This is a genomic window from Mesorhizobium oxytropidicola (assembly GCF_056174625.1).
In genome coordinates this window covers 5,808,821-5,829,180 of sequence record NZ_CM149692.1, presented here as the reverse complement: position 1 = coordinate 5,829,180, position 20,360 = coordinate 5,808,821, and the positions used below count along the sequence as shown (strand labels likewise).

At 58.8% G+C, this 20,360-nt stretch carries 28 protein-coding genes and 6 pseudogenes; 14 read left to right on the top strand and 20 right to left on the bottom strand.

The window, feature by feature from the left end; genetic code table 11:
- Positions 1 to 149: 149 nt before the first annotated feature.
- The 3 genes from AC0V8S_RS29425 to AC0V8S_RS29415 all read left to right on the top strand — a co-directional run bounded on the left by AC0V8S_RS29425 (position 150) and on the right by AC0V8S_RS29415 (position 2,312).
- The gene (locus AC0V8S_RS29425) at positions 150 to 1,190 is read left to right on the top strand and encodes an IS110 family RNA-guided transposase (RefSeq protein ID WP_475434943.1); all 1,041 of its coding nucleotides are present in this window, start codon (positions 150 to 152) and stop codon (positions 1,188 to 1,190) included.
- Between the two features lie 647 nt (positions 1,191 to 1,837).
- Positions 1,838 to 2,017 carry a hypothetical protein gene (locus AC0V8S_RS29420; protein ID WP_475434942.1) on the top strand — a complete coding sequence of 60 codons (180 nt, stop codon included), beginning with the start codon at positions 1,838 to 1,840 and terminating at the stop codon, positions 2,015 to 2,017.
- A gap of 19 nt (positions 2,018 to 2,036) precedes the next feature.
- The gene (locus AC0V8S_RS29415; protein WP_095199110.1) at positions 2,037 to 2,312 is read left to right on the top strand and encodes a hypothetical protein; all 276 of its coding nucleotides are present in this window, start codon (positions 2,037 to 2,039) and stop codon (positions 2,310 to 2,312) included.
- Between the two features lie 261 nt (positions 2,313 to 2,573).
- On the opposite strand, the pseudogene AC0V8S_RS29410 reads toward AC0V8S_RS29415, so the two are convergent.
- Positions 2,574 to 2,776, bottom strand: a pseudogene (locus AC0V8S_RS29410) (CsbD family protein).
- Positions 2,777 to 3,080: 304 nt separating this feature from the next.
- Here AC0V8S_RS29410 and AC0V8S_RS29405 point away from each other — a divergent pair.
- Positions 3,081 to 3,290: a hypothetical protein gene (locus tag AC0V8S_RS29405; protein WP_475438719.1), complete on the top strand. Its 210-nt coding sequence runs from the start codon at positions 3,081 to 3,083 to the stop codon at positions 3,288 to 3,290.
- 225 nt (positions 3,291 to 3,515) lie between these two features.
- On the opposite strand, the gene AC0V8S_RS29400 is transcribed toward AC0V8S_RS29405, so the two are convergent.
- The 4 genes from AC0V8S_RS29400 to AC0V8S_RS29385 form a co-directional block, all read right to left on the bottom strand.
- Complete coding sequence (locus AC0V8S_RS29400) at positions 3,516 to 3,791, bottom strand: hypothetical protein (RefSeq protein WP_475434941.1); 276 nt, start codon at positions 3,789 to 3,791, stop codon at positions 3,516 to 3,518.
- A 426-nt stretch (positions 3,792 to 4,217) separates the two neighbouring features.
- Positions 4,218 to 4,505 carry a DUF982 domain-containing protein gene (locus AC0V8S_RS29395; protein WP_475434939.1) on the bottom strand — a complete coding sequence of 96 codons (288 nt, stop codon included), beginning with the start codon at positions 4,503 to 4,505 and terminating at the stop codon, positions 4,218 to 4,220.
- An 11-nt stretch (positions 4,506 to 4,516) separates the two neighbouring features.
- Positions 4,517 to 4,945, bottom strand: coding sequence for a DUF982 domain-containing protein (locus tag AC0V8S_RS29390; protein ID WP_475434938.1), 429 nt, complete (start codon positions 4,943 to 4,945; stop codon positions 4,517 to 4,519).
- Positions 4,946 to 5,000: 55 nt separating this feature from the next.
- The gene (locus tag AC0V8S_RS29385; protein ID WP_475438718.1) at positions 5,001 to 5,465 is read right to left on the bottom strand and encodes an Hsp20 family protein; all 465 of its coding nucleotides are present in this window, start codon (positions 5,463 to 5,465) and stop codon (positions 5,001 to 5,003) included.
- A gap of 550 nt (positions 5,466 to 6,015) precedes the next feature.
- On the opposite strand from AC0V8S_RS29385, the gene AC0V8S_RS29380 reads away from it, so the two are divergent.
- Complete coding sequence (locus AC0V8S_RS29380) at positions 6,016 to 6,477, top strand: YidB family protein (protein ID WP_475434936.1); 462 nt, start codon at positions 6,016 to 6,018, stop codon at positions 6,475 to 6,477.
- 322 nt (positions 6,478 to 6,799) lie between these two features.
- Positions 6,800 to 7,003 (top strand): annotated as a pseudogene (locus tag AC0V8S_RS29375) (DUF768 domain-containing protein); the annotation flags it as partial.
- Positions 7,004 to 7,045: 42 nt separating this feature from the next.
- Here the strand turns inward: AC0V8S_RS29375 and AC0V8S_RS29370 are convergent.
- Positions 7,046 to 7,192, bottom strand: a pseudogene (locus AC0V8S_RS29370) (hypothetical protein); the annotation flags it as partial.
- A gap of 29 nt (positions 7,193 to 7,221) precedes the next feature.
- Complete coding sequence (locus AC0V8S_RS29365; RefSeq protein WP_475434935.1) at positions 7,222 to 7,503, bottom strand: hypothetical protein; 282 nt, start codon at positions 7,501 to 7,503, stop codon at positions 7,222 to 7,224.
- Positions 7,504 to 7,644: 141 nt separating this feature from the next.
- Between AC0V8S_RS29365 and AC0V8S_RS29360 the strand changes: the two genes are divergently transcribed.
- Positions 7,645 to 7,914 carry a hypothetical protein gene (locus tag AC0V8S_RS29360; protein ID WP_095198539.1) on the top strand — a complete coding sequence of 90 codons (270 nt, stop codon included), beginning with the start codon at positions 7,645 to 7,647 and terminating at the stop codon, positions 7,912 to 7,914.
- Between the two features lie 11 nt (positions 7,915 to 7,925).
- Here AC0V8S_RS29360 and AC0V8S_RS29355 read toward each other — a convergent pair whose 3' ends face one another.
- Positions 7,926 to 8,171: a hypothetical protein gene (locus tag AC0V8S_RS29355; RefSeq protein WP_475434933.1), complete on the bottom strand. Its 246-nt coding sequence runs from the start codon at positions 8,169 to 8,171 to the stop codon at positions 7,926 to 7,928.
- 293 nt (positions 8,172 to 8,464) lie between these two features.
- Positions 8,465 to 8,728 carry a hypothetical protein gene (locus AC0V8S_RS29350; RefSeq protein WP_143748237.1) on the bottom strand — a complete coding sequence of 88 codons (264 nt, stop codon included), beginning with the start codon at positions 8,726 to 8,728 and terminating at the stop codon, positions 8,465 to 8,467.
- A gap of 89 nt (positions 8,729 to 8,817) precedes the next feature.
- Here AC0V8S_RS29350 and AC0V8S_RS29345 point away from each other — a divergent pair, with 89 nt between their 5' ends.
- Positions 8,818 to 8,985: a hypothetical protein gene (locus AC0V8S_RS29345; protein ID WP_475434930.1), complete on the top strand. Its 168-nt coding sequence runs from the start codon at positions 8,818 to 8,820 to the stop codon at positions 8,983 to 8,985.
- A gap of 166 nt (positions 8,986 to 9,151) precedes the next feature.
- Here the strand turns inward: AC0V8S_RS29345 and istB are convergent, their stop codons facing one another.
- The 4 genes and pseudogenes from istB to AC0V8S_RS29325 all read right to left on the bottom strand — a co-directional run bounded on the left by istB (position 9,152) and on the right by AC0V8S_RS29325 (position 12,525).
- Positions 9,152 to 9,913, bottom strand: coding sequence for an IS21-like element helper ATPase IstB (gene istB / locus AC0V8S_RS29340; protein ID WP_475434929.1), 762 nt, complete (start codon positions 9,911 to 9,913; stop codon positions 9,152 to 9,154).
- Between the two features lie 15 nt (positions 9,914 to 9,928).
- Positions 9,929 to 11,469, bottom strand: a pseudogene (istA, locus tag AC0V8S_RS29335) (IS21 family transposase).
- Between the two features lie 196 nt (positions 11,470 to 11,665).
- Positions 11,666 to 11,860, bottom strand: a complete 195-nt coding sequence (locus AC0V8S_RS29330) for a hypothetical protein (protein WP_475434927.1) — start codon at positions 11,858 to 11,860, stop codon at positions 11,666 to 11,668.
- Between the two features lie 431 nt (positions 11,861 to 12,291).
- Positions 12,292 to 12,525: a hypothetical protein gene (locus AC0V8S_RS29325; RefSeq protein ID WP_095198534.1), complete on the bottom strand. Its 234-nt coding sequence runs from the start codon at positions 12,523 to 12,525 to the stop codon at positions 12,292 to 12,294.
- A gap of 256 nt (positions 12,526 to 12,781) precedes the next feature.
- Between AC0V8S_RS29325 and AC0V8S_RS29320 the strand changes: the two genes are divergently transcribed.
- The gene (locus tag AC0V8S_RS29320; RefSeq protein WP_475434925.1) at positions 12,782 to 12,946 is read left to right on the top strand and encodes a hypothetical protein; all 165 of its coding nucleotides are present in this window, start codon (positions 12,782 to 12,784) and stop codon (positions 12,944 to 12,946) included.
- 17 nt (positions 12,947 to 12,963) lie between these two features.
- Here AC0V8S_RS29320 and AC0V8S_RS29315 read toward each other — a convergent pair whose 3' ends face one another.
- On the bottom strand, positions 12,964 to 13,218 hold the full coding sequence (locus AC0V8S_RS29315; protein WP_095198533.1) for a hypothetical protein: 255 nt from the start codon (positions 13,216 to 13,218) through the stop codon (positions 12,964 to 12,966).
- 145 nt (positions 13,219 to 13,363) lie between these two features.
- Here AC0V8S_RS29315 and AC0V8S_RS29310 point away from each other — a divergent pair, with 145 nt between their 5' ends.
- The 3 genes and pseudogenes from AC0V8S_RS29310 (at position 13,364) to AC0V8S_RS29300 (ending at position 14,184) form a co-directional block, all read left to right on the top strand.
- Positions 13,364 to 13,558 (top strand): hypothetical protein, encoded by a 195-nt coding sequence (locus tag AC0V8S_RS29310; RefSeq protein WP_095198532.1) that lies wholly within the window; start codon positions 13,364 to 13,366, stop codon positions 13,556 to 13,558.
- An 86-nt stretch (positions 13,559 to 13,644) separates the two neighbouring features.
- On the top strand, positions 13,645 to 13,812 hold the full coding sequence (locus AC0V8S_RS29305; RefSeq protein WP_475434923.1) for a hypothetical protein: 168 nt from the start codon (positions 13,645 to 13,647) through the stop codon (positions 13,810 to 13,812).
- 134 nt (positions 13,813 to 13,946) lie between these two features.
- Positions 13,947 to 14,184: pseudogene (locus AC0V8S_RS29300) on the top strand (hypothetical protein).
- A gap of 240 nt (positions 14,185 to 14,424) precedes the next feature.
- Here AC0V8S_RS29300 and AC0V8S_RS29295 read toward each other — a convergent pair.
- Complete coding sequence (locus tag AC0V8S_RS29295) at positions 14,425 to 14,712, bottom strand: hypothetical protein (protein ID WP_095198531.1); 288 nt, start codon at positions 14,710 to 14,712, stop codon at positions 14,425 to 14,427.
- A 203-nt stretch (positions 14,713 to 14,915) separates the two neighbouring features.
- A complete protein-coding gene (locus AC0V8S_RS29290) occupies positions 14,916 to 15,086 on the bottom strand; it encodes a hypothetical protein (RefSeq protein ID WP_475434921.1) in 171 nt (56 codons plus the stop codon).
- Positions 15,087 to 16,021: 935 nt separating this feature from the next.
- On the opposite strand from AC0V8S_RS29290, the gene AC0V8S_RS29285 reads away from it, so the two are divergent.
- Positions 16,022 to 16,813, top strand: a complete 792-nt coding sequence (locus AC0V8S_RS29285; protein ID WP_475434920.1) for a class I SAM-dependent DNA methyltransferase — start codon at positions 16,022 to 16,024, stop codon at positions 16,811 to 16,813.
- Between the two features lie 27 nt (positions 16,814 to 16,840).
- Positions 16,841 to 17,188, top strand: a pseudogene (gene dnaE2 / locus AC0V8S_RS29280) (error-prone DNA polymerase); the annotation flags it as partial.
- Between the two features lie 85 nt (positions 17,189 to 17,273).
- Here the strand turns inward: dnaE2 and AC0V8S_RS29275 are convergent.
- The 4 genes from AC0V8S_RS29275 to AC0V8S_RS29260 all read right to left on the bottom strand — a co-directional run bounded on the left by AC0V8S_RS29275 (position 17,274) and on the right by AC0V8S_RS29260 (position 20,184).
- The gene (locus AC0V8S_RS29275) at positions 17,274 to 17,537 is read right to left on the bottom strand and encodes a YMGG-like glycine zipper-containing protein (RefSeq protein WP_095198530.1); all 264 of its coding nucleotides are present in this window, start codon (positions 17,535 to 17,537) and stop codon (positions 17,274 to 17,276) included.
- Between the two features lie 142 nt (positions 17,538 to 17,679).
- Complete coding sequence (locus tag AC0V8S_RS29270) at positions 17,680 to 18,492, bottom strand: metallophosphoesterase family protein (RefSeq protein WP_095198529.1); 813 nt, start codon at positions 18,490 to 18,492, stop codon at positions 17,680 to 17,682.
- A 28-nt stretch (positions 18,493 to 18,520) separates the two neighbouring features.
- Positions 18,521 to 19,432 carry a diacylglycerol/lipid kinase family protein gene (locus AC0V8S_RS29265; protein WP_475434918.1) on the bottom strand — a complete coding sequence of 304 codons (912 nt, stop codon included), beginning with the start codon at positions 19,430 to 19,432 and terminating at the stop codon, positions 18,521 to 18,523.
- Positions 19,429 to 20,184, bottom strand: coding sequence for a phosphatase PAP2 family protein (locus AC0V8S_RS29260; protein ID WP_475434916.1), 756 nt, complete (start codon positions 20,182 to 20,184; stop codon positions 19,429 to 19,431). The genes AC0V8S_RS29265 and AC0V8S_RS29260 overlap by 4 nt, the downstream gene beginning before the upstream one ends.
- Positions 20,185 to 20,360: the final 176 nt, after the last annotated feature.

Below are 20,360 nucleotides of genomic sequence, written 5' to 3'. Positions count from 1 at the left end.
CGCACTGGGCACGATCTCTCAAACACATGGACCGCTGCGGACGGGACAGTCGGTCCCGCGTCCCGTCCTGCGGCCGGCCCTATGCTGACATGGGGTAATTGCGGGCGATGCTAAATTCTTCGCCGTCAGTGATTCTCATGGAGGCCAACATGGACCAATTTGTTGGGTTAGACGTCTCGCAGGAGATGACCCACCTGTGCGTTATCGGCAGCGACGGTAAGCTTGTCTGGCAAGGAAAGTGCCTATCGACGCCAGAAGACATAGCCGGAAACATCAGATCCAAAGCACCCGATGTTCTACGCATTGGGCTCGAAAGCGGTCCCCTGTCCACCTGGCACTGGCACGCGTTGAAGGCGATGGGGCTACCGGTGCTGTGTCTTGATTCCCGCCACGCGCAGGCGACCATGAGTGGTCAGGTAAACAAGACCGACAAGAATGATGCCTATGGACTGGCCCAGATCGTCAAGGCGGGCTGGTATCGGGAGGTCGGGGTAAAGAGTCTCGACAGCCACGCGGCCCGCTCGATGCTTGGAGCACGAGCTCAACTCGTCGGAATGCGGGTAGAGGTCACCAACCAGATCAGGGGCATTCTCAAAACTTTTGGCGTCGTTCTGTCAAGACGAACGGGCGAGCCGTTCGAGCGGCTCGTGGATGAGGCGTGCAACAATAGCGACCCCATGCTCAATCAAACCGTCCGGTCGATGCTGTGCGTCAATTCCTGCCTGAAGGAGCAGATTCGGCAGCTTGACCGCCAACTGATGAGCCGTGCTCGAGGGAGTGCTGTGTGCCGGCAGCTTATGGCCATTCCTGGCGTGGGCGTCCTCACGGCCCTTGCGTTCGTGACAGCGGTCGATGATCCTTCCAAGTTTGCGAAATCCAGAAGCGTTGGCGCGTACTTCGGCCTGACACCGCGATGTTACCAGTCGGGTGAAATCGATCGCAACAGGGGCATCTCGAAATGCGGAGACGGTCTTGTCCGTACCTATTTATTTGAGGCCGCCGGCACGCTCCTGACAAGGGTGGAGAAGTGGTCGGCACTCAAAGCCTGGGGCCTCCGGATCGCCAAGCGGAGCGGCTTGAAGAAGGCAAAGATCGCCGTCGCACGAAAGCTGGCAGTAGTCATGCATCGCATGTGGGTGGATGGCGTATCCTTCCGATGGTCGGCCGCTGGAGCTGAGGCAGCCGCGTGAAGATGGAGGTGAACCCGAAGAAATCCGTCGCTCGACGGTAAACTTGTCCCTTGCCGGGACGAGCAGCGGCAAACCCGCTAGGAGCTATGCAGCCCTTCTATCGGAGCGGACTGCGTTGCTGACATTGGGAGCCGCAGCGTCCGATGCCATGCTGTGGCGAGCACTGTTCGACCACGAAGAGAACGCTGAAACCGGCAGGAGGCAGGTCATTCGTCCAGGGCCAGTAGGAATTTTATCTGGCGATCGACGTGTTGCCAGAGCGAGCCGGCAATGAAAGGCGTGAGCGGCTATTTAGGTTCTGCGGACACTTCAGCGCCGTAGGCTGACCGCCGAGGAGCTGCGTGAAGGTCACCCTGCCGACCTGGTCGGGCTGCACCTCGATCCAGACGCTGTGCACGTTATGAACATCGGCAAGGCTAGAAAGCGGTTGACCCTAGGCCCGCAATTAGAGAACGCTCCTACGGCTGTCCGGTTCACCGCCCACAGCGGGGGCGAATTTCCTACGTTCTACGCGCGACACTCGTCCGCGGTTGCGGACGCGCGCAGAACTGCGGTTATGCGCCGTCTTCCTTACAGCGCCAACAGTCGCCGGCGCGGCGTCGGGATAAGATGGCCTTTCGCCCCCCATCGTCCTGACAGCAGGCCGCATGGCGTTCAGGGACAGACGACTGCATCAGCGCCAAACGCTGCCATTTCCGATCTTCGACATCGTATTGCGTGTCTCGAACCCGACAATAGGCGAGACGTTTTTCAATCTCAAAGAAGCCGGAAAAGCGGTGGAACCGAGTTCAGAGGATGACGTTTTTCCGGAAGGTCACGCTGGATGACCTAACCATGGAGGAAACAATGATCAAGACGCTCTCAGCGGGCGCGATGGTGCTTGCAATCATGGCTGGTTCGGCTCTGGCTGGCAGTACATCCGCGCTCGACGACCCGGCAAAGATGTCGCCGTTCTTCACTGATGCCGGCATGAAAACCTTGAAGACGGAAAAGGATTTCAAGACCGCGTGGATGGCCATGAAACCCGACGAACAGAAGGCGGTGTTGAAAGACTGCGGCGACACCACAATCAACAAGTCGCACGCGGATTTCTGCGCCATGGCAAAGATGATGGGCGGCTGAATGTAGGTTGAACGTCGAAGGCGGGCGCGCCGAGCCCGCCTTCTAATAACTGCAGGCGAGAGCCGTAACGGGGGAAGTTGCCAGCAGGCGATGCCGCAACCGCGGACATCCAGAACGGGACAGCCACCCCCCGCCGGCTAGTCGTTCTCTCAGCGCGTCTCAATCCAGTGTTCTCCAACCGCTGAACATACCGATGATGGTAAGACGGCGCCGCCAACCAGACAGGCAATGAAGCGCCGCCGCGCATGCGGCGGCGGGCTCTTACCAACCTTGCCTCCTGTACCAGTCGTCGATATCGCGACGGACGCGATCCCGTTCGATGCCGTAGCGCTCCTGGATTTTACCTTCAAGTTGATCGCGTTTGCCAGCGATCCGATCAAGGTCATCGTCGGTGAGTTTTCCCCATTGTTCTTTGACCTTACCCTTCACCTGCTTCCAGTTCCCTCCACGCGGTTCCAGTCCATGACGACCTCCTTCGTTTGAAAAAAGCGGAACGTCGTTTCGCCACAGAAGTTCCAGGCGACCGGAGCCCCGTCGTCTGGCGCTGATGGGCAGATGGCGCCCGCGTTAGAGTTCCGGAACTATTTTAGCCCAAGCTTATTGAACCTTCTCGTGAGAGTTCCGTGCATGCGTTGGAAGTGCGTCGCGCCCTGGATGCCGACCTTTGTCAAGGATCCTTCGGAAAGCGACGGCTGGATTCGCGAAGCGAAGGTCGACGGCTACCCACTCGCAATTGAACATCGCTGCGGGATTTGCGTGAGGACAAACATGCCAATACGAAAAAAGGCGACCGAGGCAGGTATTTTCGATCCATCTGAGGTGGCTTTGCTCGGCAGGGTTTTTGAGCACTTGAGGCTCGACAATCAGTCGCCGGAAGCGCGAGACGCCATCGCATCCCGCATCATCGCCAACTACATGGCCGGCATCGAAGACGAGGCTGAACTTGTCTCGCTTTCAAAGCAGCCCTTGGGGCGCTAGCGGGAGGATGCCGACGCCCAGTCCGATAGCGAGGCATAGGAGGAGCTAGGCGGCAAAGTCGAGGGCGCGTAATCGCTAATGGATCGCTCCAAAAATTAGCGATCGCTAAAATTACTCCTTGGCGTTTAAGCGCGCCGTAATGTGCCGAGAAAATAAAAGCCGGAACCAGTCACGGTGGCTGGCAAGCCGACATTGGAGGAAACGATGAAAAGGCTCCCCTTGCTGTTAGCGGCTTCTGTCGGTGCGCTGGGGATTTTCACGGCAGCTAATGCCTTCGCAAGTCAGGTCTCCGATCACGGCGGTCCAGCGACCGTCAATGCGCCAAACGATGATGGGCAGGGTGTCATCACCGGCGATCGGAACGATGATGATGCGGTCGAAACCGAAGCCAGCGATGGCCACCATGGTGACGAAAGCGCGGCTGCCGGCCAGCAAAAGGGTGGTGACGACCAGGGTGAGAAATCCGGGGATGACAGCGGTGAGCACCAGAGCGGCGAGCATGCTAGCGGCGAGGGTGGCGGCAGCGGTAGCGGGGGCGTGGGTGGCGGCAGCGGTGGCGACTGACACAGGCGGAGCGCGCGTTGGTGGCCTCCTGGTCCCCGCCGAAGCCTCAGCCCTCGCGGCGAGCTTCCGCGTCTATGACGTCGCAGTCAGTCTCTTTGCCGCCAAGTACATGATGGCTGAAGCTATGCGCGTCCGGTTCCAACCGGCGGCTTCGGCTCTGTCTATCAGATCATCAAGATCGGCCGTCAAAGCATCCTGGCAGTCGGCGTCATATGAAGTTGCGGTTACCTGGTGGACAGGCTGTCTAATTTCAGTTCCCTTCGTCATCGACCATGCTCTCTCGGGCGACGCTTGGCGCCGCTGTTCGTCCACTTAGCTAGGGAGGCGGCCACCAGTCATGGCGACCGCCTCGTTTTCTGCATTTTAGACGTGGCGCGGGCTCAGGTTCCTGGAAGGTGCAGGCTCAATGCCGTCCTCCATGAGAATGTCCTTCTTGCGAGCGAACGCTATGAAGATGCCTCGTGCAGTCTCGGGTTCTACATCGCCAATCAACGCGGCTTTGCACGCGCGTATGGCCGCTTTCTGCTCGGGGCTGTTGCCACACCATTCCGCTGCGAATTGATAGGCGTCTGCGACCGTGTTGAGTTGGCGGGGAAAGCCTAATCCCACCCACACGCGAACGGGTTTTTCAAAAGGTTTCGATAGCATCATTGACCTCCTTTCTAGGCAGTCACTCTTCCGCCTTGATCACCTTTGCCCGTCATCCACGGCATCGTCATCGAAACTTCCTCAAGGATTCTGGCTGCTTTCGCAAAACCGCTGAACGCGTCTCTGGCTGCAGACAGCGGATAGTCGCTATCGAAAGCCCGCTGACAGGCGCGCAACGCGGTCTGGTGGATAGGGCCACGCCTGTCCTCCGGCCATTCATAGAGGAATTCCAGAGCGTCCTCGAGACAGGCGATTTCCTGGACAAGATTGTTGCCGCTTTTGACGAAGACGGCGCCGTCGAACATCCGATCGTTCATATGATCCTCCAAATCGAACGAACCATGAAGTTTTAAGGTTTTGCGGGTCCAGGCCGACTGCGCGCAGGCGATAGAGGCGCGCCAGTTACTTTTTGCCGTAAAGTGATCATCTCCCTTTCTCCGCAATCGGAGCCTCCCAGCCGAGGCCGGGAGGCGGACCGCAGTTCAAAGTGACAGAGGGCTACGCGGCTTTACGCGTGCGGTCCGTGTTTTGCTGGATCTGAGTGGCGGCCGTCGGCGTGTCACCCACGCCAATGCTGATGCGGCGCGGCTTCAGCTCTTCGGGAATCTCACGGACAATGTCGATCGTGAGGAGGCCATTCTCCAAGTTGGCTGCCTTGATCTTCATATGGTCGGCTAACCTGAACGATTGCCTGAAGCTGCGATAGGCAAGGCCCTGATGGAGAAGCTGGCGCCCGCTCTGGTCATCAGCCTTCTGGCCAACCACGACTAGTTCGGGACCGTGCTGGGTCAACTCGACCTCGTCCTGGCTGAAGCCGGCGATGGCCATGGCGATGCGGTAGTCATTCTCGCCGACCTTCTCGATGTTGTAGGGAGGCCATTCCGGGCGCGTGCCGCTGTCGAGCATGTCGAAAAGGCGTTCGAAACCGACGGTGGTGCGATAGAGGGTGTCAAAGGTTCTCATAGCCACATTCTCCTTGAAGCAACATGGGTACAAGGGCGCCGTCCATGCGGCGCCGCCATTTTTGCCGAGCCCTATGGCCTCGGCGAAAATCGAATTAGGAATCGTCCCAAATGAGTTCAAGAGCAACTCGAAATTTTTTTGGCGTCCACCCGTGGGAAAGCGCACTCTGTGCTCTAGCAACCGACATCTTGAACGTTCGACATGCGCTGGCTCGTTCCCAGCTACTCCAGACCAATTGCCCGTTGGCTTCGGCCGGCGGGCTTTTCGCGTCTCATGGAACCGCAAAATCATTCGCAAGTTCACAGGCATGCAGCGTCCCTTCCCTGGGTAGCGCTGTTGACCGAGACCTAAGCATCGGTCGGCCCGCCGCTGCCGTGAATGGAGCGGCGGGCCACTTAGTTCCTAACAGGGAACTTGATGATCGTCGCCCCGGGCAGCTCGTGTCCTGGCTCTTCGTGCCAAAACACCTGGCGCATTATCAGGTCGCCCCTGCAGGTGGAACCTTTGCGGGCACGAAACCTTCTCGCTATGACATCAGGGAGCAAGACCAATGGCAAATCTTGGAAGAATGGCTGTCGCTATGCTCGGCATTCTGGCTTACCAAAATCGTGAGAAGATCGGAGATTTGATCCGCGGTGCGGGAAATACCGATCCGAACAACCCTCAAGGCGAGCTCTTGGATCAGGTATCCAAGAGTGTCTCCGGGACGGCGTTTGGGGACATCCTCGACCGCTTCAGAAATGCGGGAGCAGGGTCGAAGGTGGATTCGTGGGTCACCAGCGGCCCGAACCAGCCGATCGAACCGAAGGATGTCGAAACGGCCATAGACGAGGACACACTCACCTCGCTTTCGATGCAAACTGGCCTGTCTCGCGATGAACTGATTGCCAGGATTGCGAAAGACTTGCCCGAGGCGGTCGATAAGCTGACGCCACGCGGCGAACTGCCTGCGGCGAGCGATGAGATCACACTCCTCGATCAGGTCCCGCCACATCCCACCGCACGAACCTAAACCTTCGCCCTGCGACGGAACATTTCTATCGGGGCAGCATTCAAGGTCGGTCAGCCAACGGAGGCTTTCCATGACCCAAAGGCGTGTCGATAAGGAACGAATCGAGCGTGCAGATCGCGAGGCGAAGCTGGCAATCGAGGCGGAGCGCGTAGCCAGAAGTGCGAAGACTGAGCGACTACGAGCACAACGCCTGCTGGCGGCACCACCCGTCGATAAGCCGGCTCCCGTCAAGCGTCGTCGAGCAGCCCCGAAGAAGTCAGCCCGAAAGATTATCGAGGTTGAGTAAGGCGGAACTTAAACCTGCGGGCGAGCTTATCGCGACATGAGCTCGCGCGGAATCAACTTCCTCGACCAATGGATCGCCAACAACGTCCCCGAGACGAGGAACGCAGATGTCATCTCGGTAGACGAACTTACGCACAAGCTCATCGCCGATGCCAAGGCACTCTGCATTAAGCGGGGCGAGATCGATGAGGAGGTCGACAGCCTCTACCGCACGATCCTTGATGCAATCGCGCACTACGAACGGTACCAGCCACCATCTACCAGTGCGCAGCTTGTGGTTGCCATCTTCCCCAGCCGTTATGAACGGGACTTCATCAGTAGGAGCGATGTTGTAGCGAGGGCGTCGTTGCGCCCGATTTCGGCCGGCGCCGTCAACCGGTAGAGCCGGTGGATCTCCGACCAGGACAGATATCTGGTGTAGCGACCACACATAGCGTTGCCCCTAGTCGTGTTTCGGCATCAGTGGCGCACCCGGCCAGCGTTCTTGCTCTCCCGGATATAGATGTCGGTCTGGTGGCGTATGGCCTCCGAAAGCGACAAAGCGAGATCGAGGTCTTCCGGATAGTTCGCCAAAGTCCATATGGCCGTCAGTTCGGCAATGGCCTGCTTTTGACTGACATCGGTGAGGCCGCGCATTTGCTTCGCCATCTTGTTGACGGCTCGATGAATGGCGGGCCGCTCGCGCTTTACGATGGCATAGAGTTCGGGCTGTTCGCATTCGGTAGCAATGATCGGTTTCATAGTTGTGTCTCCAATTTGCCAGCAGTGAACAAAATGAGAACACGAGAGTCAATACCCCTTGACCTGACAGGAATATGTTCCTCATTTCAAGGTATGCCAGAGCAACCAGAAAAGTGGCCGAAGGGCACACCTTGGACGTTGATGCATGCCCACAATGCAGGGCAGGTGGCGCGTATCCGGTGCGGCCACTGCAACATCAAGCGCTTCTATAAGCCCCTGGAATTGCGGGAAGTGATCGGCAACGTCACCGCCGATCAGCTAAGGACAAAGGTCCGCTGCGAAAAATGCAAGCGCAAGGAATCGATGAGCGCTGAGTTATTTCATCCGGTCGGCCAAGAGCTTGAAACGATCCGGTTCCGGCGCCTGGTTGAGATCCGATGGGAAAAGCGCGTGATCTGGAAGGATGAGTAAAGGGTAGCTGCCTAGCGGCCCTTACCCTTGCCGACCAGATGGATCACCGGCTTTGACGGGCTGGTCTCTTTGAGAAGTTTCAGAGCTTCCTCGCGGGTAAGACCGCACCTGCGGGCATAAAAGTCAGCTTCGGCCACGCGTTCGCGGTCGTTTGGCTCTTCGCGGCGCTGCTTTGCTTTCTTGCCCACGGCACGAAAACACCGAGTCGGCAGCGAAAGTTCCTCAGGGTGAAAAATATATCCGGCTGCCTTGCTCATTGCTCACTCAGCGTCACACCATTGGGTAAATTCCACGCCACCGGCAATCAGGGCCGCCTGGATGGACTGGAGATTTCTGGCCTGCACGTTGGGCACGTCATCGACACGCTCGGCACGCTGGATTGCTGGATAGGAGGGCGCTCGGTATCAAGCGCGGCGAAATCGATGAAGAGGTTGACAGCCTCTACTGCACGATCCTCGACGCGATTGTGAATTATGATCCGGGTTTAACGGAATGAGCGCTCGCGCCCTGAAGTCTCTCGACGATCGGCTGGACAGGCTGGCCAAAAGGGCTATTGAAGGCGCATCTGCCTCGCGCCGGTCATTAGGTCCGCAAGCGCATCTCTGAGTTCCGCAGCGGCATGGTCGGCCATCGCCGGATCATCCGCGACGACAGAGGTTATCCTGTCCACATTTTCCAGCAAGCGTTGTTCGAAACCTTCGACGACAGGCTCCGGCGTATCAGAACTTACCAATACAAGATTGTAGATTTCCATGAGCATGTATTCGATCGCCAAGAGGCGCATCTCTTGCTTTACCGTGTCGTCGGTTGTCATTTTCTGCATCCTCCCTCTTGCATGCCTCGATCCAGTCGAGGAATATAATCCCACGTTGCGGCGAAACCCTCAAAAACGGAGATCGCCAAATGGCCAGATCAAAACTTTCCAAACAGTTATCGCAGGCTGAGATCGAGCGTTTCCTGGTGGCAGCGGAAGCGCTCCACAAGAGCATTATGAAGCCGCTCATATCGCACCATTGCGACCATTACCGCTCTACGCGGATCCTGCATGAGGCGCTGTTGAAGGCCGTATGAGAAATCACCGGAAAGGAAGTGGAGTTCATCCGGTGGTTTGGAGGGGTGCGCATTTCGCTGATTGTGAGCAGCCGTTTCAGGCGATGGTGAGCGCTCGTTTCATTTGATCGTGAGCAGGTATTTCGCGCGATCATGAGCTGCCGTTTCGACCGACGTGTTCATTGATTCAGGTGTTTGAGGCGCCGTCAAGAGGGCGGGCGCGGGCACTGTGTTTCCGCATGCTTTCTCCGGTGAGTTGAAGGCGGTGAGCGTTGTGAACGAGGCGATCCAGAATCGCGTCACCGAGGGTGGGATCGCCTATGACGTCGTGCCAGAGTTCCACGGGAATTTGGCTCGTGACGATGGTCGATGCTCGGCCGTGGCGATCGTCGAGGATCTCCAGGAGGTCGCGCCGTTCGGACGCGTTGAGAACAGACAGGCCCCAGTCGTCGAGAAGGAGGAGTTGAACGCGCCCGAGCGTCTTGAGCAGGCGACCATAGCGTCCGTCACCTCGAGCCAGCGCGAGCGCCTCGAAGAGGCGCGGGACGCGATGATAGAGCACCGATCGATTGTCGCGGCAGGCTTTGTGGCCGAGCGCGCAGGCAATCCAACTCTTTCCCAAGCCGGTTGCGCCCGTGACCAGCAGATTCTCATGGCGATCGATCCAGTCGCCGGCGACGAGCCGGGCGAAGACGGCGCGGTCGATGCCGCGCGGGGTGCGCAAATCGACATCTTCCACGCACGCGCTCTGGCGCAGCGCGGCGAATTTGAGGCGTGTGGTGAGCCGTTTGGTGTCGCGCTCGGCGGCTTCGCGATCGACAAGAAGCCCGATGCGCTCCTCGAACGACAGGGCATCGAGATCCGGTGATCGTCGCTGCTCCTCGAAGGCCTTGGCCATTCCGGTCAAGCCGAGTGCGATCAGCCGTTCATGGGTGGGATGGGCGAGCATTGAGAACTCCATGGTTCAGTGGAAATAGCCCTGACCGCGGATGTTGCCGTGGCGCAGGGGTTGGTGGTCGGGCGTCTCGTCGAGGAAGGCCCGATCAAGGCCGTTCTTGAGGATCGAACGGATCGAGGCGACGGAGCGTGCCTTGATTAGGACGCCGCGTTGGCAGGCTGCATCGACGCGCGTGTTGCCGTAGCTCTTGGTCAGTGCCAGAATGCCGAGACAGGTGCGAAAGCCCTGTTCGGGATGCGGCCGGTCAGCGATGACAGCCTGGAAGAAGGCGGCGGTGGCGGGACCGATCTTCTCGCCGGCCGCGATCAGTCCCCCGGCGTCCACTTGCCGTAGCGGCGATGCGCGCTCGGCATGTGATCGGCAACGGTGGTGTGGCCGCGCCGGTTGGGCGCACGGGCGTGGCTGGCGATGCGCTGCCCCTTGTGGAATATCTCGACGGTGTTGTCGGCGATGCGCACATCGACGAGCTCGCGGATGAGGCGGTAGGGCGTGGAATACCAGTGCCCGTCGACCTCGACGTGATAGTCGGGCGCGACGCGGCAACGCTTCCAGCGCGCAAAGACGTATGGCTGGTCCGGCAGTTCTCCCAGCTTCGGCCTGTCGATCTCGGCGAAGAGCTCGGCGCGGCTGGAGCCGAAGCCGCGCATCTGGCGGGCGTTGAGTTCGGCGACGAGCAGGCGGATGGCTGCGTTCAGCTCCGCCAGGGAAAAGAAGCGCTGGTTGCGCAGCCGCGCTAGGACCCAGCGCTGGGCAATTTGCACGGCGACCTCGACCTTTGCCTTATCCTTCGGGCGTCTCGGCCTGGCTGCGAGAACTGCGGTGCCGTAATGGCTCGCCATCTCCGCATAGGTCCGGTTGAGACCGGGGTCGTAGCGGTCGGGGTTGGTGACGGCGGCCCTGAGATTATCGCAGACCACGAACTTCGGCACGCCATCTAGAAACCGGAACAGGTTGGTGTGAAGGCCGATCCAGTCGGGCAGGCTCTCGCTCGGGCACGCCTCGGCGTAGGTATAGTTCGAGGCGCCCATCGCTGCGACGAACAGCTTCATGGGACGCGCTTCGCCGGTGATGGGGTCGAAGATGTCGATGGTATCGCCAGCGAAATCGACAAACACCTTCTCGCCGCCCAGGTGCGTCTGGCGCATCGTCGGGCGCGCGCGCCCTTTCCAGGCCTCGAAGGTCGTGCAAAACCAGGTATAGCCAAAGCCGTCTGGATTGGCGGCACGATACTCTTCCCACAGCAGCACCCGCGTGACGCTGCGGCGGCGCAACTCCTTCTCCACATAGTTCCAGTCGGGAACGGACCGCCGAGGGCTTTGCGACGCCGCCTTCGGTGCCGGAAAGAGAAGCAGCTCAAGGCCTTCGTCATCCATCCCTTCAGGCAACGGCCAGCTCAGCCCCGCAAGACGGGCACGCCGCAGGTAACCATGCACGACGCCATTGCTCACCCCGAGCGTGCGCGCGATGACGCGTTCGGTCAGGCCCTGGACATGCCTTAGACGTAAAACTTCTCTGATCCGGCGCATCGACAATCTCTGGGTTGGCATCAGGCTTCCTCGTTGCATTGACGAGGCAACCTGTAGCCCGGTTGAGATGTCGGCCGAAGCGTCCACAACCTTCGAGGAGGCTGCTCACGATCGTCTGAAATCGCTGCTCACGATCCCGCGAAATGCGCGCTCACGATGCGGTGAAATCCGTGCTCACGATCGACTGAAATACGCAGAGGGGGCTCGGCCTAGTGATCTAGCGGGCTACAATCCAGTCGATAATGTCCGGATCAATTTCATCAAGCTCGGTGAGTTCGAGCGCGAGAAGTCTCGCATACCGGCGGCGCTCACCTTCGGAAATGCGCCTTTCCACAATGGACTTTCTGAAGGCGCTGCGAATGATGTCGCAGTCTAAAGACGTCATCCTGTTGTCTGAATGGTCGTCTGCCATTTCGATCTCCCGCGTATTGGCGGGAGCACCTGAGTTGGCTTCCAAGCGCCCGTTTGCCGGATAAGGCGGGCGACAGGAGATTTGTACGCTTCCGACAATTGGTTAGCGAGTCAAATTAGTGCCGGCCTGTCAGGAACAACACAGGACCGGTGCGGCCGCCTACGGCTGGGGTAGTGCCTACAGGCGGCACAATGACTAGGGCCTTCGATGCGGCCCGGCAGCCGTCGTTGGGGTGTTGTATTGACTGGCCGCCGGGCCTGGCCGACTCATCCGCGGCGAGCCGACCGGTGCGACCGTAATATTAGCAGGTCTGCAACATAACCCTGCGTGGGCGTTTTCCCCCGGTATCGTCCCATTTTGGGACGGCGTTCTGGCATTGCTCTTGCGTCGGATAGTGTGCCGGCTAATCCCGGCCCTGATCGCGTACCTGATCAGGTAGTAGGCTCGCCGGGCTTGAGGTGGTTGGGGTCTTCGCCCGGCGGGTTTCCATTCTCAGTGGCGAGAGCGGCCCGGCAACCCTGCGCAGCTTTGATCACTGCCTTGCGGCTGTTTCCGTGTTTTAGGATCAACTCCCAGACCAGGTCGGCAGGCAAACCGTTCTCCGAAGCGAAACATTCGACCTGATGGTCGTGAATAGCATCATGCCAAGGCTTAAAGCCGCCCATTTGGGCCTCCGCTCTAGGCGCCGCATGGCAAGTATATGCGGTGCCGCTAATATAATCGAAACGTGCGAACGAAGGACGCTACGACCCTGGCCTATCCGATCGGCAAATGCGGCCCGGCACCTATAGATTGGGATGTGAATAGGACGCCGGGCCTAACCGGCGGGCTATTTGTGAGCGGTAGCGACGTCGGGTGGGCAATACATACGTTCATGCTAATATAGTCGCAGCGTACGAACGAAGGACACGACGGCCGTTGATGACCGACAGGCCTGCAACGACCTACGTTGTCAGCGTATTCGAGAAGCCGCACTGGCGGACCGTGCTTACCACCAAGGACAAGCAGAAGGCGTTGGATTTGGCCAAGGAGATCGGCGACAAGGTGCGGGTGGAGGAAATCACTCCGAAGCCGAAGAAGCGCTGAAAAGGGAACTTGCAGCCCTACTTCTCGGCAGCATCTCGATGAGCGGACGGTATTTTGCCAGGCTTAGGGTTTTGGTCGTCCGGCACGCCATTGAACGCCGAGTTGCGGCTTTCCCCTGCCGTACGTTCCACTTGCGTCGCTGGCAGTTCGAAGAACAACTCAAAAATAGACCATCCGACGGCCATCACAAAAAGGGTGGCCGCGAAGATTGCAAGAATGCCCCACCGCGGGCGTTTCTCCTCTGGAACATCGGGCGTTATCGAAATCCACACTGTGCGCCTGCTGCAAACCAATCGGATGCCCTCTTAACCCAGCGTGGGTCGAAATGTTCCAGGGCGACGAGGCGAACATGCGCTTTCTTTTCGGAACCATTTGCCCTGATTTCCCTTCATGCCGCATATGTGATGGGAGGTAGCTGTGGTAAGGCGGCGCATCGACAAAGACCGGATCGAGCGGGCAGATCGAGAATCGAAGCTGGCGATCGAGGCGGAGCGAGCGGCAAGAGATGCCAAGACAGCGCGCCTGCGCGAGGCGCGACTTTCAGCCGAAGCATTCGTCCAGAACGCGATTCTGGTCAAAGGTGATCGAGCACGCGCAAAGAAGAAGTTTTAAAAAATCATCGAGGTCGATTAAACTAGGCAGGCGCTATCCATTGGTACGTTTCAGAGAGCTTTTGCGCGGGTGGCGAATTTGGTTCTATGGCGGAGGAACCGAAACCATTCGATCCGAGAGCCGAGTTTGTGCGCAATGTGGCACGCGAGACCGGCATTACCGAGGAGCAGGTTAGGTACCTGATCGCGATGCTCGGCTACGATCATTCCTCTATCGTGCGGGAAGCCTGGATATTGAAGAAGGGTGAGGCATGAGCACGGGCGGCGTAGACTTCCTCGACAAATGGCTTGCCAACGAGGTCCCCGAGACGACGTCATCTCGATCGATGAGTTGACGCACCAGTTCCATTGGGATCAAGCGCGGCGAAATCGACGAAGAGGTCGACCAAATGGCCAGAACCAAACCTTCCAAGCAGTTGTCGCAGGCTCAAATCGAGACGTCCTGGTGGCAGCCGAAGCGCTGCACAAGAGCATCGTGAAGCCGCTCATATCACCTACATGCGATGACTACCGGGCAACGCGTGCCCTGTATGAGGCGCTCTTGAAAGCCGTTCGGGAGTAACCGGGAACGAAGTCCCGTTCATCCAGTGGTACACCACAGCACCGGTACTGCCGGCCGCGGCTTGACGGAACATTAGCTATCTCTAAAGGTTGTTGCGTGCGGCAGGTTGGTGCGCTCCATCTCCTGCCGAAGATCGGAACTCCGATCGGCCCGCGCTCTTCTCCGCCAGAGGGGTGCGGGCTTTAGAGCGACAGGGTGATGGAGATGGCGGACAGGGCTGCATCAGTCAACCGGCCGGCTTTAACCGGCAACAGGCCCGGCTCTCTCTTGTCGAGCAGCCGAGCCCCGAGCCTAAGTCGGCCCAATCAGTAGCCGCCGTTATCCATGACGACGTGATGATGACGGTGGTGCTTCCTGGTCACGATGACGACATCCGGGCGGTGATGATGCCGGCGGCCGTGATCGTAGAAGGCCTCTTGGCCGTGGCGGCGGTGATGAAGGCGCCCCCCATCCCGATTGATGATAACCTCTCCGTTGTTCCAATGATGGTGGCGGTGATGACGATGCTGGTTCGTGGTCAGAACGATCGCATCGGCCGAGGCAATCGAAGGCACGGCGATGCAAATCGCCAGTGCGGCGAGGATGATTTTCATTTGATTCTCCTGAGTGTTACCCTTCGGGGGGTCAACTCGGCATCCAGCAATTTGTTCCCGCACACGGCGCGTCGGTCGTTTAGGCCACACTAGCTGTGCTGTTGGCCTTTGCCCTCCAGCACATCATCAACGATATCTGCACGGATCTGCATACCATCTTCCTGGCCGGTATTGGCCATCGCTGCCTTGAACCATGAGCGAAGCTATCTGGTCTTTTCCTTGCGGACATTATACAGTTCGTGAGTTTCCCTGATGATCTTGGCGGCTTCGTCTCTAGTGATGCCGACCCTGCGGGCATAGTATACGGCTTCCGCTCCAAGCCCGCCCTCTAACGGCGCATAAATCGCCTGCTTGGTCTTCTCCTTCACCTTCATTCCCATAGCCAATTATCGCACATTGCGGGACTTGACTGAACGGCCGCTCCTGATCGGAAGAAGATTGACACTGACATTGCCCCTTGGTGCTGAGAAATCTCACTCCGCCTAAAAACGGAGCGTGATGACGTCGCCGAATTGGGTCTGCTTATCGACGCCATGCATGAAATTCGGGACGCGCCGCAGTGAAGCTTCAAATTTCCAACTGACCCACTAACCAAGCGATAGGTCACGTGCCGGTAGCACCCGTGACCTATCCTCCGGCATAGCGCAGCTTGGCGGGGCGCTGGGGACCTCTAGTCGGCTTTCGAAGATAGCGCCCGAAGATCTCTAGCTTCTCTTCATAGCCAATGCGCACCCTATCCTTGCAGCCTTCGCAATTGAAAACCCCGATCGTTCGGAGCCAAGACCCTGGCTTCACGATAGGATGCGAGCAGATCGGGCATGAAAATTCGACCAGAACGTCGCGCAGTTCATCGGACAAAGGCATTTCGTCATTGCTCCTCAATCCGATGCCCGCCACCTCCGGTGAGTTGGCGGGCATCGATCTGACCGGCGATGAAGAAGGGCACTTACTCGGCGATCGATGTCCTAACCACGCAAGGTCATTCGGGTTGCAGGCCTCAGACCTTTGCGCACAACAGCCCGACCAAAGTCGTAAGACGAGGAGCTTTCAGCGGATGGATTGGCCGGCAACGACCGCGCGAGAAGCGTCGGAGCGGTAGCAGAGCGGCCAGCCGGAAACGCGCGGTGGTGACGCCGTCCAGGCACGAGCGAAAGGCCATGATCAGCGAAGTGGAGAAGCGGGCAGCCTGAACTGACGCCCCTCTCGGCATGATCGGAATTCTGCCCCTGCTATAATTTTTTGTAAGGTTTGCGTCATGTGATCGGATGAAGATCGATCGGGACTAGTGAATTTTATTGGCAAGCCCAGAATGGAGGTTGTTGTGATGGGCGGTTCTCGAGGCGATGTGTTGACCGAGCGGTCATTCGAGGGGAGCGCTTATAGCGATTACCGATCGAGCCATCAGACCCAAGGCTACGGCACCGATTACACCAAAACCTTCTGTTCCGGCTACTATGCTGCCTTGTGGTTGCGTATCGAACGCCCCCTTGTGGAAGGCATTCTCAGGCCTCTTGGCGGGCCGGATCGCAGCTGCCTCGACTTCGCGTGCGGCACGGGGCGCGTCACAACTGTTGCAGGCCCATTGTTCGGTGAGGTCGTTGGCGTCGACGTCTCTCAATCCATGCTTGCTTGCGCGCGGGTTCCGAGCAACGTCAAACTGGTGAAAGCCGATCTGACGGTTGCCCCCCTTTCCAGAAGATTCGACGTGGTTACAGCTTTTCGATTCTTCTTGAACGCTGAAGACACTCTTAGGCGGGACGCACTGTCGGCCATTCATGAGCATTTGAACGACGGTGGGTTGCTGGTTTCGAACGTCCACATGAACGCAACCTCGCCAATGGGGCTTGTCTGCCGCTTTCTCAACCGAATTCGGGGGCGCGTCGTGCGCAGTACGTTGAGCATCCACGCATATCGCCAGATGCTCGTTTCCAACGGGTTTGTCGTCGAACGGGTCATCGGCTATGGGTTTTTGCCGCGGCCCGGGTGGCTGCTACCAAGGCTTTGCGAAATGTTGGTCGGGCCTGTTGAAACGATATGCTGGCGAGCTGGTATCCCAGCACGCTTTGCTCAGAATTTCTTAGTGGTCGCCAGAAAGCGATAGTCGCAAATCCGAGCTTGCCTTCATGCGGCGGCAACGATCGTCACCACACGTGCCGACCAGCCCTTCGCATCTGTTGATGATCTCCGGTGTCACACCGGTGTTGCTGCTGCCTCCCTGGTCGAGCTCGCCCAGGCCCACGCGTTTGAACCCTCATTGTCGCTGGCGAGGCCTGAGGCTTTGTGGGCGATCAAGGCTCTGCGCGACGAGCCGCTGCCGCTGTTTGCGGCCGCCTCAACTCGCGAGCAACAACGGTGCCGGAGGTACAGGAGCCGAGCGTCACTTTACGGGCCATGACATCAGGCGGCGAGGTCGTCGAAGACTACGGTTATGTCGGGCTGACCTGCGCGATATCCTGTGTCCTTCCTGCGGAGCGACCGCGAGGCCTTGCGGCCTTACGTGCCATTCACTTGTCCTATCCCGAAGAGGCGCGTGATCGAATGAGATCACGCGCCCTCAGATCTCAGTATCCGTCCGGGCACCGTGCAACGTAAACCCGGCCATGCCGATCGCGATATCTGCACTGACCGGCTTCGCTGGCGTGCCCGATGACCGCCCCGGCTATTGCTCCGACCGCCCCGCCAACAACCGCTCCTTGCACCGGGTCGCCGGCCACGGCTGCGCCAATAGCTGCGCCGCCCAAGCCGCCGACGGCAGCACCTTGTTCTGTGCGGGAGCATGCGGCGAGCGGAATGAGTATACTCAAAATGAGCAGCGTCTTCTTCATTGGTTCTCTCCTGAGGCCATTATTAGCCGAAGCTTAAATGCGCCACGGAGTCTTTCGATCCATCGACCCGGCCAAGAACCAACACATTTGCACCCGCTCCTTGCTAGTCGGGGCGCAGCCCCTGGAATTGAATTGATCTGTGCTAATCAAGCAGGCGCCATCCGTCTGGGCCATGCCGAAAGGAATATCTCGCCGAGGTTTCGAACCCGCCCCGAGGCGACCGCCAGCCTCGACATTCCACGGATATTTCCGGACCATCGACGCAAATGATGTTGAACGAATTTGCGGCCTGGCGGAGTCGCGATGAGACCGCTGTTCCCGCCTGAACGAGCAATGCCGCATACCCGTCGATAAGGTACCGCCTGGCGCTGGAACCGGCGCGATGAAGATGCTGATGACCAGACAGGATCATGTCTACGCCACTGCGCGAGAAGGCATCCATTGCAAGGCTGGCCCGCCCGACGACACCATCATCGCTTTCGAAATCCAGTCCTTCGAACGGGTGATGCGTTACCACTATGCGGATGATTTTATCGGATAAGCGCGCGAATATTTCCTCTGCCGCCTCGAGCTGGCGGACATTGATCCGGCCGTCCTTGATCGTCAGGGATCGTGCAGTGTTGATACCGACAACAGCGATTTCGGCATCCGCGTAGAATGAATCCGTGTCCGCCTCGATATACCGCTTGTAGCGGGATAGAGGGGTAAAGGTACGGGCGAAGACATTCCACAGCGGTACATCATGGTTGCCGGGCACCACAATGCGAGGGGCAGGAAAGGAATCGAGGAACGCTCGCGCCTGCAGGAACTCACCTTTTCGAGCACGTTGCGTCAAATCCCCGGAAACGACGAGCAAATCGGGAACGATGTCGCGAACCTCAGCCGCGATGGCTGCCACGACCTGGCTATCTGTTTTTCCGAAATGCAAATCCGAGAGATGGACGAGGGTCTTCACCACATTGCTCCGGCTATAGGTCTGGCCATTAATCCGGTTCCATTTTGGTGGGTGACAGAACCTGCAGGGCCGCTGGGCGAATCCGGAAGTTCAGGGGCATGTCCATACTGATCGCCTCACCGTCCAACGAGACCAGCATGGCGGCGCGATGCGACGTGATCTGGAGGGCTTTTGTGCGATACGTCTCCACGTCTCGGGTTGCGTCGATGAGACCAAACGCGATTTTGAACGGGAGCAAAGCCAGTCCGAACCATGACTGCTGCTTGACGACGTAAACGCAGAGCTCGTGTGAGGACAGGCTTTTGCGGCGTCCAAGATCACCGATGTCGTAGAAATTGTTACCGACAAAAACGCATGGCGTCAGCAGCCGTTCGCGGTTGCCTTGAGCGGCAACATGGACTGCCTGCCAGGACGCGGACCTCACTGTTCTTGCGAGAGCGGGACCGATCGCCGCAAGTTTGCCCAACCCACGCCGCTCTTGCTCGGCGGAGCGTTTTGCGACAAAGAAGGGATAGATGCCGATCGACGAGTTGTTGAGAAAAACGCGACCGTTCACCTCGGCGACATCGACTGCCACAGGGTTGTTCGCCGCGATGGCGTCCATTGCCGCATCAAGTTCGATCGGCACGCCAAGATCCTTGGCGAAGTGGTTCAATGTGCCTAGCGGCAGGACGCCCAGCGCTACGTTGGTCCCGGCGAGCGCCGACGTTGCGCTCCCAAGCGTACCATCGCCACCACCCACCACCAACACTCTTCGATCGCCCGATCTTGGGCGTTCAGCGACGAACCCCTGCGCCATCTCGCCAATCTGGTGCCCAGCCACTAACTTCACATCGGCGTCGATGCCGCGTTTCGCGAACCCATCACGGACAAGCTTTTCGATATCGCCGCTGCGCGCGACAGCGCCCGCGCTTTGGTTGATGAGCGCCAAAGCCCTCACGGTTCGAGCTCCTGATTGACTCTGGTCGGCTGAAACCACGACGCAGCCGTCCAACACAAGATTGCCCAGCCAGAACCGATACACCATCCCGCGAGCACATCCGTGGGGTAATGGACTGCGAGATAGACGCGGCTTACGCCAACAGCGACCGTCAGGAAGACGGCGAGCCCCATGAAATACGCCTTGACGCGCGGGTCCGCGTTGGCACGAGCAAGCAGGGCACCCACTGTGAGGAAGGTGATCGCTGAAAGCATTGCGTGTCCGCTCGGGAAGCTCGCGGTGAACACTTGAGTCACATGAGGAATGTCGGGCCTGGGCCGATCAAAGCTCTTCTTGAGGATCGTGCTGAGCAGTTCGCCGCCGACCACCGAAACAGCCATCAAGATCGCGAGAGCCCGCTTATGGATCAGAAGGAGATAGCCGACCCCTGCCAGCAGCACGAATCCAAGAAACACCACGCTTCCGATGGATGTCACATCTCGGGCGGCTTCGTGAAGCCACGGCGGTCCAATCGGATTGGCCGGATCGGCTGCGCTACGCAAGGCCGAGAGGATGGCAAGATCGAACGGGGTGGTATCGCCGTCTAGGACTTCTTCAGCAAGCGCGCCGAACACCAGAACGAGGACTGCAACAACCAGCCCCGCCGCAACCGACCAAGTCGCGCTGGGCCAGGCCGTCCTGGACAGCGAACGCGGTTCGCGACGCTCGAAGGATTTGCGCTCGTTGGTTGGGGTTGATTCACGCAAGCGCACGACCTCGTTTCCGAGGCCACAACGGAATTGTGAGGACGAAGTTCCCGTGTCGTCCGTGCGCAATAGGAGACGAGATAGGCGCGAGATGTGCGCTCATGTTCCGTGGCAACCTGGGTGCAACTATTGCGCTGCTCAAGCGTCATGGGTGGAGGTGATCGTTCGTTTCGGAACTTTCT